Genomic DNA, 14,885 nt, shown 5'->3' with positions numbered 1-14,885 from the left:
CCACCCTACGTGGCGACGCTCAGTTCGCCGGCATGCTCTTTTCGACCAGCTTCACCCAGTAGGACGCGCCGGCGCTGAGAATGTTGTCGTTGAAGCGGTAGCCCGGATGGTGGCACTCGTTGCCGGGGCCCATGCCGATGAAGACGAAGGCGCCGGGGCGGGCTTCGAGCATGAAGGCGAAGTCCTCGCCGCCCATCAGCGGGATGGCGCGGTCGTTGACGCGCTCGCTGCCTGCGACGTCGCGGGCGACATCGGCGGCAAAGGCCGCCTGGGCCGGATGGTTCATCGTGACGGGATATTTGCGCTCGTAGATCGCTTCCGCCGAGCCGCCATAGGCGCGTGCGGTGGCCTCGGCGACCTCGACGATGCGCTTCTCGACGAGGTCGCGGATCTCCGGATCGAGCGTACGGACGGTGCCGAGCATCTCGACCGTTTCGGGGATCACGTTGAACGTCGTGCCGCCATGGATCGAGCAGATCGAGATCACCGCCGACTTCAGCGGATCGACGTTGCGCGCGACGATCGACTGCAGCGCGTTGACGATCTGCGAGGCGATCAGGATGCTGTCGATGGCCCGGTGCGGGCCGGCGCCGCCATGGCCGCCCTTGCCGGTGACCTTGATGTGGATGGCATCGGCCGAGGCCAGCATCGCGCCGGGCGAGATCTCGAAATGGCCTTCCGGCACGCCGGGCATGTTGTGCATGCCGTAGACCTCCTGGATGCCCCAGCGCGTCATCAGGCCGTCGTCGACCATGGCCTTGCCGCCCGCGCCGCCTTCCTCGGCCGGCTGGAAGATCACGATCGCGGTGCCGTCGAAATTGCGCGTCTCGGCGAGATGCTTCGCAGCACCGAGCAGCATCGCGGTGTGGCCGTCATGGCCGCAGGCATGCATCAGGCCGGGCGTCTTCGACGCATAGGGCACCCCGGAGGTCTCCTCGATCGGCAGCGCGTCCATGTCGGCGCGCAGGCCGATGGTCTTGCCGGAGGACGAGTTGCGACCACGGATCACGCCGACCACGCCGGTGCGGCCGATGCCCGTGACGACCTCGTCGCAGCCGAAGGCGCGCAGCTTGTCGGCGACGATGCCGGCGGTGCGATGCACTTCGTAAAGCAGTTCGGGATTTTCGTGGAAGTCGTGGCGCCAGGCCGCCATTTCGTCGGACAAGGCGGCGATGCTGTTGATGATGGGCATGAGGAGGGGATGACTCGCTGAGTTGGATCGGGACGCTGCAGTGGATGCGGCAGACCGGCCGCCGGCACCGCGCGATGACGGACTATGACCCGGTCAAAAAAGCGAGGCAAGTTGCAGCCCGCGATGGCGCCATGCGCGATGCGCGGTCAATCCCTTCGAATCATGCGGAACGTTCCGGATTTCGGAACGGCGGCGTCAGGCGAGCGGGGCGGGCGCCGGTACGCGGGGGTATTTGTGCTCCGGCGGCACCACCAGACGGAAGGCCCGCAGCTTCGGCTCACTCCATGCGGCCAGCGGCGTTCCGCAGATGCCGCAATCGACCCGGCCAGGGGCGCCCACGGCGGAGGTCGATTCCGCGATCTCATAGGCGGCGTGGCAATGGGGGCACGTCAGGCTGGATATCTTCATGGGTTCACTCTGACACATATCGCGAAGGCGCGTTTTGAACCAGATCAATGCGACACGTCGACGACCGCATCGAACAACGCGTCACGCCTCCCAACGCGTCACGCTTCCTCGGGTTGCCAGGGTGTCGGCGTTTTCGTGAAGCCACGCCACGCGTCGCGCAGCGGGTCTTCGACGCCGGCCATCGCATGCGCATGCCAGCCGGTGATCGCGGCGGCGGCGATCGCCGCGTCCGTCGAGGTCGTGCCGAGCGTCTCGATGACGCCGGCAGTGACGGCCATGTCGTTGTAGTGGCCGAGCTGCTCCTGCAGGTCGGCGAGCGATCTCGCATATCTCTTCGCCGGCTTGCTCTGGCCATAGAGCGGCAGCAGGAAGTCGATGCTGTAACGCAACTTCTTCAGCGCCAGCCGCAGCCGGTGTCGGCGCTCGGCCGGCAGCTTCTTGAAACGACGGCCGCGCTTGAGCACCCTCTGATGCCGCTCCGACAGCACGGGCCCGGCGAAATCGACCGCCGGCCCGGCGAGCCGTCCGAGCTCATCCGGCGAGACGTCGTTGCGCCAGCCGCGGGTTGCGATCCACGCGCCCAGTCCGAGCACGAACGAGGTGCAGCGGCGGTCGGCGAGCGCAATGCGCAGCTTGCGATAGGCGAGGTCACGCTGCCGCTCCGCGAGTGCGCGCAACGTGTCGAAGCCGGCGACCATGGTGCAGGCGTCGGCGATCTCGGGCAGTGTCTGGGTGAGGAAGACGTCGAGATCGCGCGCAGCAGACAGGTTCTGGGCCAGCCAGCGCGCATCCGTCTCGAGGCCGTCGAGCGCAGCCGAGCTGCCGAGCGGGCGCATGATGTGCAGCGCGGCGCGCAGGCGGCGCAGCGCGACGCGCAGCTGGTGCACGCCTTCCGGATCACCGCCGTCCTCGGCGGCCGGCAGGGCCTGCAACAAATGATGCAGGCTGCCGCGCAGGACGATGGCGAAGGCTTCGTCCAGCGACACCGCCGGATCGAAGCTGGGCCGACGCGGCTTCTCTGCACCTGGCGGACGGCCGGCGGCGAGATCGAAGCCGCGCGCGGACTTGCTGCGGATCGATGGCCTGACGTCGCCGTGCTCGGCGAGCCGCAGCGCGATCTCGTAGATCGCTGCGGGATTGCCGTTCTTCAGTTCCAGCTCGATCTCGCTCACGATCTCGCTGTGTTCGCCGGCCTTGATGACGCCGCTGTCGAAGGCGATCTCGATGACCGCGCCGGGGACATCGAGCAGCCGCGCGTGACGATGCACGTCGGAGGTGAACACCGGCTGCAGCGTCGCATTGGTGAGGGTGTCGCGCAGCTCTTCGGGCAACAGCGCCGCGGCGAGGGACATGTCCGGCTCCAGCGAAGCGACGCTGGCTTCCCATTCGCCGCGCTTGAGCGGGTCGTCGCTGTGTTGCGCCTTCACGGTCTGGACGAAGCGCGCGCCGGTCTGGCGGACCCGCAAGGTGAAGCCGTTCTTCCACAGCGCGTGCTTGGGCGTATCGTAGTAGACGGATTTGAGATGCTTGCGCGTGCCCTTGTTGCGCGCATGCGCGGCGACGATCGCCGCGGCATTGAAGCCGGCGAGCTGCGTTGGATCGACGAGCAGCTTGAGCTCGATCTCATGACCGGTGCCGGCCTCCGGATCAGGAAGGGACGGCGCGGCGGCGTCGCTGTCTGCGGCTCCCTCAGCAGGCTTCGAGACGGTCTGCTCACCGAGTTGCGACGCCGGGTCGGCGGCACGGCTCTGGCGGCTGCTCGCGGATTCACTGGCGTCCGGCGCGCCGAGCGCACGGTCACTGCCGTGGATCGACGCGGTGGCGTTGGAATCGGGCATTTGTCGATTCTGTAACCGTTTGATGACAGTCATCTTTGGTATAGCCGCAGCACTCCACGCGGAACAGTGGCAATTCTTGCAGGTCTCCGCCCCATCGGGCGCGCAAGCACCTCTTCACTCGCATTTTTTATTGCGAGTTCAATGACAAGTGTCGAGCGCTGCGACCGACGCCGCTCACCAAAATATGTCCGCTCCCCGGAACCTCAGATCCATCCGGTCAACATCAGCCGCGTTGCGATGAGGATCGCCGCGGCCGCGGTCGCCAGGCTTGCCGCCGTGACGAGGCCTCGGCTGCGGCGCGCGATCGCGCGAGAGCGCTCGCGCGGGTCCAATGCGGGATCGACGGACGCGCGCCGGCCGCGCGTGTGGCGGATCGTCTGAACCCAGAAGGCGAGAGCGATGAGGCCCGTGGCGACCGCAAACACGGTCGAAACACCGGCTGCGAAGCCGAGATCGACGCCGATGCTCGCCAGCATCGTCCGCAGCTCGACGGCGAGACGCGCCAGCAGCGTGGCGGCATAGTCCGCCGCGGCCGCGCCGGTATAGAGTAGCACTGCGGTCCAGACCACGGCGGCCGCGGCAATCAGCATCGACAGCAGCACCGCCAGCCCGTCGCCGGCCATGAAGCCGATCGAGGCGGCGATCAGCGCCAGCGCCGGCATCACATTGCCCATCGGAATCGGAAGAATGATCGTGACGGCCATCAGCAGCAGCGGCAGGGCCAGGACCATGCGTGCGGTGCGGCCGGTCAGCCAGACCAGCCGGTCCTCGCGCAGGCCGCGCTCGGCATAGCCCGCCCAGTCGAGCCCGGCGCGGATCACCTTGCGCAGCAGCCGCTGCGGCACCGGACGCTGTCGCAGCGTTTGCGGCAGCCACAGCCGCTCGGCACCGAACAGGATCTGCAACGCGACCAATGCGACGAAGGTGCCGAACACCATGCCGAACGGCCCCGGCAGCGGGATCAGCGCCGGGATCGTCAGCAGCAGCAGCGTCAGGCCGAGTCCTTCGGACTCCAGCCGGTCGAACAACTCGCCGACCGACGGCTCCTCCGAACGCACCGTGCGCGCGATCGCGAGCAGCCGCCGGCTGATCGGACCGTTGTGCCGGCGCGGCCCCGGCAAGGTCTCGTCATTGGATGCGATATCCTCTGCCACGCCGCGACCTCTCGCTTCTCACTTCACCTGCTCGACCGCCGGACGGGTCTTCCACAGCGAGTAGGCGATGCCGGCGCCGAGCAGGCCGAAGGTGATGCCGAGCGACAGCGCGGGGGGAAATTTTTCCAACCCGAGCAGATCGGCCAGGAAGATCTTCGAGCCGATGAAGATCAGCACCGCAGCCAGCGCCAGCTTCAGATACTGGAATCGGTCGACCATCGCGGCCAGCGCAAAGTACAGCGCGCGCAGGCCCAGGATCGCGAAGATGTTCGAGGTGTAGACCACGAACGGGTCGGTCGAGATCGCGAAGATCGCGGGCACGCTGTCGACGGCGAAGATGACGTCGGCGAACTCGATCAGGATCAGCGCCAGGAAGAGGGGCGTCATGAACCAGGTCATCTTGCCGCTCGCGTCAGGCTGACGCACGAAGAAGCGCTCTTCGTGCAGGCGGTCCGTCACGTCGAAGCGGCGGCGCATCCAGTTGAGCGCCGGATTGGCGCCGACATCATGCGGCTTGTCCTTGAACACCAGCATCTTGACGCCGGTAGCGACCAGGAACAGCGCGAATACATAGAGCACCCAGCTCGCCTGGGCGACGATCGCGGCACCGAGTCCGATCATGATCGCGCGCAGCACGATCACGCCGACGATGCCCCAGAACAGCACGCGATGCTGATAGGCGCGCGGGATCGCGAAGTAGCTGAAGATCATGGCGATGACGAACACATTGTCCATCGCCAGGGCCTTCTCGATCGTGAATGCGGTGAGATAGGCCGTGCCGGCCTCGGCTCCGAGCTGCCACCACACCCATGCGCCGAACACGAGCGCGAGCATGATGTAGACGGCGCTCATCACGAGGCTTTCGCGCACCGAGATTGCGCGCGTCTTGCGATGGACGATGCCGAGGTCGAACACGAGCAGGGCGAGCACGATTGCGAGAAAGGCGAGCCACATCCAGAGGGGCTTGCCGGCAAACGCGATGAACAGGAATTCCACGACGGGTCCTCTTAATCAGGCCGGTGAGATTGATGTCAGGTCCGACATCGTGAGCGCACCGGCAGCTTCACCAGAGGGGCCCGGACCAGGGGGGTGCGAAGGACGTAGGTGTCTCCCGGACGGTTTTCAAGACCCCCGTCGTTCGCGTCATGTTCAGCAAGATGAACGAGCAAGATGAACGCGAGGTGCGACAGAGTGTCTGCTGCCTTGCAGCCATTCGGCCGCGAACTAATTCCAGGGGGCCGGAGATCCGGGCCCCTCTGATAGTCTGCAAAGGTGTTTGCACGGCTATGATGTCGGACTCTCTTTCATGACAGATGCCGCTCACCGGTATCGCTCTCCGGAGCGCTGCCGGGAGGTCCTCGGGTCTGTCTCTCTTGGGAGTTTGACGAGATGCGGTCACACGCGTCGCTTGCAACTATCAATCTTCGCCGCTTCCGCTCCCGACCCTTGCATTCCGACATGCTCCGCCACGCGGCCCGGCGGTTGCCGGATCAAGCCCGCCGCGGCTGCGATCGTGATGGAACCCGCACGGCGGCTCGCGCCTTTCTATGGAACCCGCGCGGAATGGTCCGCGGCGGCTGGTATATTGTGTACGGGGGCAAGGCGTGAGCGCGGGGGACGACCAGATATCGATCGCGAAGGCGCCTCCACCGCGTCAGGGCGTGACGACGCGCCGGCTGCTGATGATCCTCAACCGCGGCAGCCGCTCCGGCGGCGAGGCGGCCGGTGTCGCCGTGTCGCGGCTCGGCGCTGCGGGCTATGATCTCGTCATCTCGGCTCCGCACAGTCCGCGCGAGGTGGCGCCGTGGATTGAGGCGCATGCTGATGACGCCGAGGCGGTCGTCATCGCCGGCGGCGACGGCAGCCTCAATGCGGCAGCTCCAGCGCTGGTGAAGACCGGCCTGCCGCTTGGTATCATCCCTGCCGGCACCGCCAATGATCTCGCGCGCACGCTTGGCCTGCCTCAGGACATGGAGGCCGCGGCCGACGTGATCACCGCCGGCCATCGTCGCGAGATCGATCTCGGCGACGTCAACGGCCATCCGTTCTTCAACGTCGCCAGCCTCGGGCTCTCCGCCGAGCTCGCGCGGCAATTGACGAAGGAGACGAAGCGCCGGTTCGGCCGGCTCGGCTATGCCATCACCGCGCTGAAGGTCCTGACCAACGCGCGGCCGTTCCGCGCGATGATCGTGTCGTCGGATGGCGCGGTGCGCGTGAAGACCCTTCAGATCGCAGTCGGTAACGGCCGCTACTATGGCGGCGGCATGGCGGTCGATCATCGCGCGGAGATCGATGATTCCCATCTCGATCTCTATTCGCTCGAGATCGGCCGCGTCTGGAAGCTGCTGGCGATGGCCTATGACTTCCGCAAGGGCCGGCACAGCCTGTGGCAGGAGGTCCGCGCCTCGCGCGATACGTCGTTCGAGATCCGCACCCGCCGGCCGCGCCCGATCAATGCCGATGGCGAGCTCGTCACCTTCACACCGGCACGCTTCCGCGTATTGCCGCGCGCCGTCACCGTCTTCGTGCCCAAGTCCGAAGCCAAGGCCGCAACCAAGCCCGAAGGGCAGGCGGGCACCTGACGGCAAGCCGCTTGATCCGCACTTTGCGGCCGCTCGTTTCGACTGATCACATGTTGAGAGACTCATGACCAAGCAGACCCGCTTCAATCTCTGGTACGCTGTTGTCGCGATCTTCGTCGCGATGATGATCCACAATGCGTGGACGAGCTATCGCCAGGTCGCCGTCATTCCCTACAGCCAGTTTCAGGACCTGCTGTCAGCCGGCAAGGTGAAGGAGGTCGGCGTCTCCGAGAACTATCTCGAAGGCACCTTGAAGGAGCCGCTGCCCGGCGGCCAGACGCGGTTCGCGACCACCCGCGTCGATCAGGAGTTCGCGAAAGAGCTCGCCAAGGCCAACGTGACCTTCACCGGCCGCGTCGAGAGCAACATTTTGGGCGACATCCTCTCGCTGGTCATGCCGATCGCGCTGTTCTTCGGCGTCTGGTACTTCCTGTCGCGGCGGATGATGGGGGGCGCCGGCGGACTCGGCGGCGGCCTGATGCAGATCGGCAAGAGCAAGGCCAAGGTCTATGTCGAGGCCAACACCGGCGTTCGCTTCGACGATGTCGCCGGGGTCGACGAGGCCAAGGACGAGCTGCGCGAAATCGTGTCCTTCCTGAAGGACCCCAAATCCTATGGCCGGCTCGGCGGCCGCATGCCCAAGGGCGTGCTGCTGGTCGGCCCGCCCGGCACCGGCAAGACGCTGCTGGCGAAAGCTGTGGCCGGCGAGGCCGGCGTGCCGTTCTTCTCGATCTCGGGCTCGGAGTTCGTCGAGATGTTCGTCGGCGTCGGTGCCGCGCGCGTCCGCGACCTGTTCGAGCAGGCGCGGGCAAAAGCGCCGGCCATCATCTTCATCGATGAGCTCGACGCGCTCGGACGTGCCCGCGGCATGGGTCCGTTCGCCGGCGGCCATGACGAGAAGGAGCAGACGCTGAACCAGCTGCTGGTCGAGCTCGACGGCTTCGATTCTTCGACAGGCCTCGTGCTGCTGGCGGCGACCAACCGGCCGGAGATCCTCGATCCCGCGCTGCTGCGCGCCGGCCGTTTCGACCGCCAAGTGCTGGTCGATCGTCCGGACAAGCCGGGCCGTATCCAGATCCTGAACGTGCATCTGAAGAAGGCCAAGCTCGCGGCCGACGTCGACCCGGAGAAGGTCGCGGCGCTGACGCCGGGCTTCACCGGCGCTGATCTCGCCAACCTGGTCAACGAGGCGACCTTGCTGGCGACGCGGCGCGGCGCCAATGAAGTGACGCTCGACGATTTCAACAACGCGATCGAGCGCATCGTGGCGGGCCTGGAGAAGCGCAACCGGCTGCTCAATCCCAGGGAGCGCGAGATCGTCGCCTATCACGAGATGGGGCATGCGATCGTCGCGATGAGCCTGCCGGGCACCGATCCCGTGCACAAGGTCTCGATCATTCCGCGCGGCGTCGGCGCGCTCGGCTACACCATCCAGCGCCCGACCGAGGACCGCTTCCTGATGACCCGCGAGGAGCTCGAAAACAAGATGGCGGTGCTGCTCGGCGGCCGCGCCGCGGAGCTCGTGGTCTACGGCCATCTGTCGACGGGGGCCGCGGACGATCTGCGCCGCGTCACCGACATCGCGCGCTCGATGGTGACGCGCTACGGCATGTCGGAGCAGTTGGGCTCGGTCGCCTATGAGCGCGACAACCAGTCGTTCCTCGCGCCCGGCGCCTCGCGCAGCGCCGAGTATGGCGAGGCGGCGGGAGACGCCATCGACGCCGAGGTGCGGGAGATCGTGACGGCCTCGCTGGAGCGCACCCGGAAGCTGCTTCAGGACAAGCGCGACGTGCTCGAGCGCGCCGCGCGCCGGCTGCTCGTCAAGGAGACGCTCGACGAGACCGAGCTCGCGGCATTGTTGAAAAAGGACCAGCGCGCCGGCGATCTCGTGGCGGCGGCGCAGCCGATGTAGCTCATGACGGCGTAGGGTGGGCAAAGGCGCAGCCGCGGCCTCTCGGCGTACGAGGTCGCGGTGGCGCCGTGCCCACCGTCTGTCCGCTCGCTTGGCCGCACGACGGTGGGCACGCTGCCGCCTGACGGCGGCCGCTTTGCCCACCCTACGGCAACTCCGCGCAAATCTTCGTATTGACGAGGTGGGAGCTCGATCCCTCGACCGCTGGTCTCAGCCCGCAGCCGCAGCCAGGCTCACCGCCGCGGCCACATCCGGGCCAAGGTCTCGTCCTTCTTGACGAACTCGTGCCAGAGCGTCGCCGCGATGTGCAGGCCGACGACGAGATACACGACATAAGCCAGCGTATCGTGCGTGATCTCGCCGGCATGGGCGATAGCCTTGTCGCCGGCGAACAAACGCGGCCAGCTGAAGGTCCCGAAATAGCGCAGCGAATAGCCACCGGCCGACGAGAACATGTAGCCGGTGATCGGCATGATCAGCAGCAGCGCATAGAGCGCCCAATGATTGAGCTGAGACAGCGCGCGGACGATGGCGCTGAACGTTGCAGGCGCGGGCGGCGCCATGGTTCGCGCCCTCACGATCACGCGGAGCAGCGCCAGCAGAAACAGCGTGATCCCGAGCGATTTGTGGATCTCCAGCAGTTCGCGGCGCGGCGACGTCCCCGCCGGCTGCAGCCCGCAATAGAGCCCGATCAGCATGGCGGCAATGAACAGCAGCGCAGTGGCCCAGTGAATCCATCGCAGCAGGGGATCGTAGGTGGTCTCGGTCGACGGCACGTGCAGGCCTCCATGGTCGCGCAACGCGCGCTCCATAGCCCGGACCTGCACCGGCGTGGGCTCACAAATCGATGACCGCCGGCTAGCTCAACGACGGCAGAGGGGGCCTTCTCGTTCATGATCAGAAACACGACACCGGCTGGGGCGGTGTCGCGCGCGCCCGGGAAGACCGGCACATCTTCTTCGCTGACGTGCTGCCGGCGCTGAGCGTGCTGCATATCCCACCCGCCGTCTGTCACCATCGCATCAAGCGTGATGACGTCACGCTGCCGATGGTACGCGGCGCGGGCTAGCCTTGGCGCGGGGACGCGGTAGGATGCTGGCATAGGCCACCTGCGAGGATTGCCATGACGCGAGGAAGCTGGACCGGATGGGCCTCACGCTTGGCGCTTGCCGCCGTCGCGCTCGGCTGCGCGGGCGCCGGCGCCGCCGAGCGGACGATGTCCTGGGACAGTGGCTGCCGTTTCACGGTCCGGTACGATCCTGCCAAGCAGGACGAGACGCGGCTGCGCAACACCGTGCGGCTGCTGTTCGGCCCGTCCGATTTCGACTCGCCGGGCACGTTGCCGGCGTTCGAGCCGAAGGCGGTCGCGGCGCTCGATCCCGACAAGATCGACCGCGCCTGCAAGGCCACGCTCGACGCCGCCGCGCGGCTGGAGTTCATCGCATTGCCCGGTGTCGACGACTACCGCCGCGCCAGGATCGCGGAGCTGAAGGACAGTTGCGATTTCGAGCTGGCACAGACCCGCGGCTTCAAGACTCCCGCGGCGCTGCGCGACTATCAGCCCGCCGCCGCCTGCGTGCGCTTCGTCGACGCGATCGAGGGCAAGACCGACCTGCAGCAGATGTTTCGCCAGGCCGTCGATCAGGGCTGCGCCGACAACGCCAGTCCGAAGGCCTGCGTCGCCCGCTACGCCGCCGAGGCGCAGAAGGCGGACGGGCCGGAGCGCATGCGGATCTATCTGGTCAATTTCGGCTGGACCAATTGCGCTGTGAATTACAACCTCCGCAACACCGGCGCCCAGAAGACGGAGGCGATGCGGAGCGCGCTCGAGACCCAGTTCCGGAAGATGTTCAAGGTCAAGCAGGACAAATGCGAGGAGGCGGACTGAAGCGGTGTCCGCCCGCGGCGGCGTTCCCGGTTTAACTCCCCGCTGCTCGATGCAGCACCGATGCGCTCGTGCAGAGATTGTAGCTTGCTTTTCCTGCAATTGGCTTCCAAGCTGAGGTGCTTTGGCATTTGGGTCGGGGGGCCTCATGTCCGGGACCGCGGGAAAGAACATCGTGCTGCTGTCGGATGGGACCGGCAACAGCGCCAAGGCCGTGTTCAAGACCAACGTCTGGCGGCTGTTCCAGCTGCTGGACCTGCGTGATCCCGACCGGCAGATCGCGTTTTACGACGACGGCGTCGGCACATCGTCCTTCAAGCTGTTCGCCGCGCTCGGCGGCATTTTCGGCTTCGGCCTGAAGCGCAACGTGATCGCGCTGTACAGCTTCTGCTGCCGCAACTACCGTCCCGGTGATCGCATCTACTGCTTCGGCTTCAGCCGCGGCGCCTTCACGATCCGCATCGTCGCGGCGATGATCGCAGGGCAGGGTCTGATCGACTACAACAACAACGAGGCCGACCTGGCGCGTTTCGCCGCCGACGCCTATCGCCGCTACCGCCGGCGCTACACCAGCGGCGTTCTCAAATATCTCGGTAAGATCGGCCTCGATCTGCGTGGCATTCGCGACTGGGGAATCCGCGAGCTCCGCAGCTGGCGCGGTCTGGCGCCTGAACCGCCGCCGATCGAGGTGGAGAGCGTTCACTTCGTCGGGATCTGGGACACGGTCGACGCCTATGGCGGGCCGATCGAGGAAATGATCCGGGCCATCGACTACTGGGTGTGGCCGCTCTCGATGCCGGACCGGTTCATGAGCGCCAAGATTCATCGCGCCTGCCACGCGCTGGCGCTGGAGGAGGAGCGCGATGCGTTCCGGCCGGTGATCTGGGACGAGCGCTATGTGCGCGCCCGCGCCGTCGTCAAAGGCAGGCCCGACAAGACCGATTGGCTGTTCGACGTCGACCATGATCCGCGCAGCGAGGCGGCGAAGCTCTCCGAGCCGGCGCCGCGGCTGCGCACCGACCTGCCGCCGCGTGATCGCGAGCGCATCAGCCAGGTCTGGTTCACCGGGGTGCATTCCGACATCGGCGGCGGCTATCCGCGCGACGGCCTGTCCTATGTGACGCTCGACTGGATGCTCGATCGCGCGATGGCGTACGGCCTCGTCTATCTCGACGAGCGGCGCAGGCTGCTCTACGACCCCGAGATCGATCCGAACGACAAGCTCAACAACTCGCGCGAGGGCCTCGCGGCCTATTATCGCTACAAGCCGCGCAATCTGCTCGAGATCTATGCGGCGCCGCCGTACAAATTGTCGTTTCGCGCCGACGTCAAGCGCGTCTGGCGCATGATCAGGAAGCAGCCCGATCCGCAGGCCGAGATTCTCGCCGACCTGCACCCCAGCATGCCGCAGACGGCGCTGCCGCCGCCGAAGGCGACCATCCATCGCACCGTGTTCGAGCGCATCACATCGGGCACCGATCGTTACGTTCCGGTGGTGGTGCCGAAGACCTATCGCGTCACCGATGCGACCGACACGCCGGTCGATGCCCTGCACCCGGCGGATCCGGGCGCCGCGCGCTCCAAGGTGCAGGACGACGTCTGGAACTGGGTGTGGCTGCGGCGCGTGGTCTACTTCTCCACCATGTTCGCGCTGCTGTTCGTGGCGTCGATTCCGCTGTTCGTGATCTATGCCCCGCGCTTCGGCCACGAGATGTTCGGTCCGTATGTGAATCCGATCGTCAACGCCGCGGCGTCATTCCTGCCCAAGGTGCTCGATCCCTGGTTCGTGGCGTTTCGCGACGGCACCGGCTTCGTTCTGATCGGTGTTGCTCTGCTCGCCGTCCTGAGCTTCTGGGGCTCGAGCCTGCAGCAGGGGCTGCGCGACGTCGCGCGCATCGCCTGGCACGAGCCTCACGCCCATCCGGCGCTCAGCGGCTGGCGCAGCGCGGTCTACCGGCTGCGTCGGCTCGGCATCTACAAGGCGTTCTTTTATGTCCTGACGCACTGGATCTTTCCAACCGCCATCATGTGGTGGCTGTTCTGGTGGCTCGCCTTCGGCACAGCAAACACGCTCGGCCTGTTCTGCAAGGGCACGGGCGAGGGCATCGAGGTCGGCGATACGCCGGTCGAGGCCAGGAAGAGCGTGCGCTACAAGAACGGCTTCGAGACCAAGCAGCTCTGCTACGCGACCGGGCTGAACGTCACCCAGGACGAGACCTATGTGATCACGCTCGACGTGACCACGCCGTGGTCGGATGCAAGCATTCCGGCATCACCCGCAGGCTTTCGACATGGAACGCTGCTACAGGCGCTGGGTACCCCGTACAAGCGGCTGATGTGGTCGAACTGGTTTGCGCCGATCGTCCGGGTCGGAGGCACGGGGCTGGAGGAGCACCTGCCTGACTTCAAGCAGGATCCGGCCAACGCCAACCGCTGGTCGGCCGAGTTCACCGCCCGCAGCGACGGCGAGGTGTTCGTCTATGTCAACGACACCTCGATCTTCGTGCCGCGGTATTGGCACGCGTTCTACGACAACAACCACGGCAGTGCCGCGGTGTCATTGCAGCGGAAGGCCACGGAGCAGTAGGCGGCTCACGCCGCCCCGAACACGCGCTTGAAGATCGTGTCGACGTGCTTGAGGTGGTAGCCGAGGTCGAACTGCTCGTCGATCTCGGCATCGCTCAGGTACTTCTTCACGTCGGCATCCGCCTTCAGCAAGGTGCGGAAGTCGCCTTCGCCGCGCCACACCGGCATCGCGTTGCGCTGGACGAGCTTGTAGGAGTCCTCGCGGCTCGCGCCTTTCTGGGTCAGCGCAATCAGCAGGCGCTGCGAGTGAACGAGGCCGCCGAGCTTGTCGAGGTTCTTCTCCATGTTGGCCGGGTAGACCAAGAGCTTCTCGATCAGGCCGGCGAGGCGCACCAGCGCGAAATCGAGCGTGACGGTGGCGTCGGGTCCGATCATGCGCTCGACCGAGGAGTGCGAGATGTCGCGCTCGTGCCAGAGCACGACGTTCTCCATCGCCGGCGTCACATAGGCGCGCACCATGCGGGCGAGGCCGGTGAGGTTCTCCGACAGCACCGGGTTGCGCTTGTGCGGCATCGCCGACGAGCCCTTCTGGCCCTCGGAGAAGAACTCTTCGGCTTCCAGCACTTCGGTGCGCTGCAGATGGCGGACCTCGGTGGCGAGGCGCTCGACCGAGGAGGCGATGACGCCGAGGGTGGCGAAGAACATCGCGTGGCGGTCGCGCGGGATGACCTGGGTCGAGACCGGCTCCGGCGTCAGCCCCATCGCCTTGGCGACGTGCTCCTCCACGCGCGGATCGATCTGGGCGAAGGTGCCGACCGCGCCGGAAATGGCGCAGGTCGCGACCTCCTTGCGGGCGGCGACCAGACGCTCGCGGGCGCGCGTGAATTCCGCATAGGCATAAGCGAGCTTGAGGCCGAAGGTGACCGGCTCGGCGTGGATGCCGTGCGAGCGGCCGATGGTCGGCGTCATCTTGTGCTCGAAGGCGCGTGTCTTCAGCGCGGCCAGCACGCGGTCGAGATCGGCGAGCAGCAGGTCGGCGGCGCGGGTCAGCTGGACGTTGAGGCAGGTATCGAGCACGTCCGAGGACGTCATGCCCTGGTGCACGAAGCGCGCCTCGGGGCCGACGATCTCGGCGAGATGGGTGAGGAAGGCGATGACGTCGTGCTTGGTCTCGCGCTCGATCTCGTCGATGCGGGCGACGTCGAAGGTGGCGTCCTTGGCCTTGGCCCAGATCGTCTTGGCGGCGTCCTTCGGGATCGTGCCGAGCTCCGCCAGCGCGTCCGCCGCATGCGCCTCGATCTCGAACCAGATCTTGAACCGGGTCTGCGGGTCCCAGATCGAGGCCATTTCGGGACGGGAATAGCGGGGGATCATCGACGGCTCTCCAG

11 protein-coding genes are annotated in these 14,885 nt (G+C 66.5%); 4 read left to right on the top strand and 7 right to left on the bottom strand.

The genetic code is table 11. The features are described from left to right. Nucleotides 1–19: 19 nt before the first annotated feature. The 5 genes from NLR35_RS12280 to NLR35_RS12260 all read right to left on the bottom strand — a co-directional run bounded on the left by NLR35_RS12280 (nucleotide 20) and on the right by NLR35_RS12260 (nucleotide 5,588). Nucleotides 20–1,192 (bottom strand): M20 aminoacylase family protein, encoded by a 1,173-nt coding sequence (locus NLR35_RS12280; RefSeq protein WP_257166790.1) that lies wholly within the window; start codon nucleotides 1,190–1,192, stop codon nucleotides 20–22. A 195-nt stretch (nucleotides 1,193–1,387) separates the two neighbouring features. Next, on the bottom strand, nucleotides 1,388–1,600 hold the full coding sequence (locus NLR35_RS12275; protein ID WP_257166789.1) for a zinc-ribbon domain-containing protein: 213 nt from the start codon (nucleotides 1,598–1,600) through the stop codon (nucleotides 1,388–1,390). 98 nt (nucleotides 1,601–1,698) lie between these two features. Continuing rightward, a complete protein-coding gene (locus NLR35_RS12270) occupies nucleotides 1,699–3,438 on the bottom strand; it encodes a CYTH and CHAD domain-containing protein (RefSeq protein ID WP_257166788.1) in 1,740 nt (579 codons plus the stop codon). Nucleotides 3,439–3,641: 203 nt separating this feature from the next. After that, nucleotides 3,642–4,592, bottom strand: coding sequence for an exopolysaccharide biosynthesis protein (locus tag NLR35_RS12265; RefSeq protein WP_257166787.1), 951 nt, complete (start codon nucleotides 4,590–4,592; stop codon nucleotides 3,642–3,644). 18 nt (nucleotides 4,593–4,610) lie between these two features. Further along, complete coding sequence (locus NLR35_RS12260; RefSeq protein ID WP_257166786.1) at nucleotides 4,611–5,588, bottom strand: TerC family protein; 978 nt, start codon at nucleotides 5,586–5,588, stop codon at nucleotides 4,611–4,613. 608 nt (nucleotides 5,589–6,196) lie between these two features. Between NLR35_RS12260 and NLR35_RS12255 the strand changes: the two genes are divergently transcribed. Both NLR35_RS12255 and ftsH read left to right on the top strand, forming a co-directional pair. Then, nucleotides 6,197–7,174, top strand: coding sequence for a lipid kinase (locus NLR35_RS12255; protein WP_257166785.1), 978 nt, complete (start codon nucleotides 6,197–6,199; stop codon nucleotides 7,172–7,174). A 64-nt stretch (nucleotides 7,175–7,238) separates the two neighbouring features. Then, nucleotides 7,239–9,086, top strand: coding sequence for an ATP-dependent zinc metalloprotease FtsH (ftsH, locus tag NLR35_RS12250; RefSeq protein WP_257166784.1), 1,848 nt, complete (start codon nucleotides 7,239–7,241; stop codon nucleotides 9,084–9,086). Between the two features lie 233 nt (nucleotides 9,087–9,319). Here ftsH and NLR35_RS12245 read toward each other — a convergent pair whose 3' ends face one another. Continuing rightward, nucleotides 9,320–9,862, bottom strand: a complete 543-nt coding sequence (locus tag NLR35_RS12245) for a cytochrome b (protein ID WP_308773841.1) — start codon at nucleotides 9,860–9,862, stop codon at nucleotides 9,320–9,322. Nucleotides 9,863–10,209: 347 nt separating this feature from the next. Here NLR35_RS12245 and NLR35_RS12240 point away from each other — a divergent pair, with 347 nt between their 5' ends. Next, complete coding sequence (locus NLR35_RS12240; protein WP_257166782.1) at nucleotides 10,210–10,974, top strand: hypothetical protein; 765 nt, start codon at nucleotides 10,210–10,212, stop codon at nucleotides 10,972–10,974. 145 nt (nucleotides 10,975–11,119) lie between these two features. After that, nucleotides 11,120–13,558, top strand: a complete 2,439-nt coding sequence (locus NLR35_RS12235) for a DUF2235 domain-containing protein (RefSeq protein ID WP_257166781.1) — start codon at nucleotides 11,120–11,122, stop codon at nucleotides 13,556–13,558. A gap of 5 nt (nucleotides 13,559–13,563) precedes the next feature. On the opposite strand, the gene purB is transcribed toward NLR35_RS12235, so the two are convergent. Further along, nucleotides 13,564–14,871 (bottom strand): adenylosuccinate lyase, encoded by a 1,308-nt coding sequence (gene purB / locus NLR35_RS12230; protein ID WP_257166780.1) that lies wholly within the window; start codon nucleotides 14,869–14,871, stop codon nucleotides 13,564–13,566. Nucleotides 14,872–14,885: the final 14 nt, after the last annotated feature.

The sequence above is a fragment of the Bradyrhizobium sp. SRS-191 genome (genome assembly GCF_024586915.1).
GTDB lineage: Bacteria > Pseudomonadota > Alphaproteobacteria > Rhizobiales > Xanthobacteraceae > Bradyrhizobium.
This window is presented reverse-complemented; position numbering and strand designations above follow the sequence as displayed.

Coding starts and splice junctions, on each gene's coding strand:
- NLR35_RS12270 (WP_257166788.1), bottom strand. CDS start 3,438: ATGCCCGATTCCAACGCCACCGCGTCGATCCACGGCAGTGACCGTGCG.
- NLR35_RS12275 (WP_257166789.1), bottom strand. CDS start 1,600: ATGAAGATATCCAGCCTGACGTGCCCCCATTGCCACGCCGCCTATGAG.
- ftsH (WP_257166784.1), top strand. CDS start 7,239: ATGACCAAGCAGACCCGCTTCAATCTCTGGTACGCTGTTGTCGCGATC.
- NLR35_RS12235 (WP_257166781.1), top strand. CDS start 11,120: ATGTCCGGGACCGCGGGAAAGAACATCGTGCTGCTGTCGGATGGGACC.
- NLR35_RS12240 (WP_257166782.1), top strand. CDS start 10,210: ATGACGCGAGGAAGCTGGACCGGATGGGCCTCACGCTTGGCGCTTGCC.
- NLR35_RS12280 (WP_257166790.1), bottom strand. CDS start 1,192: ATGCCCATCATCAACAGCATCGCCGCCTTGTCCGACGAAATGGCGGCC.
- purB (WP_257166780.1), bottom strand. CDS start 14,871: ATGATCCCCCGCTATTCCCGTCCCGAAATGGCCTCGATCTGGGACCCG.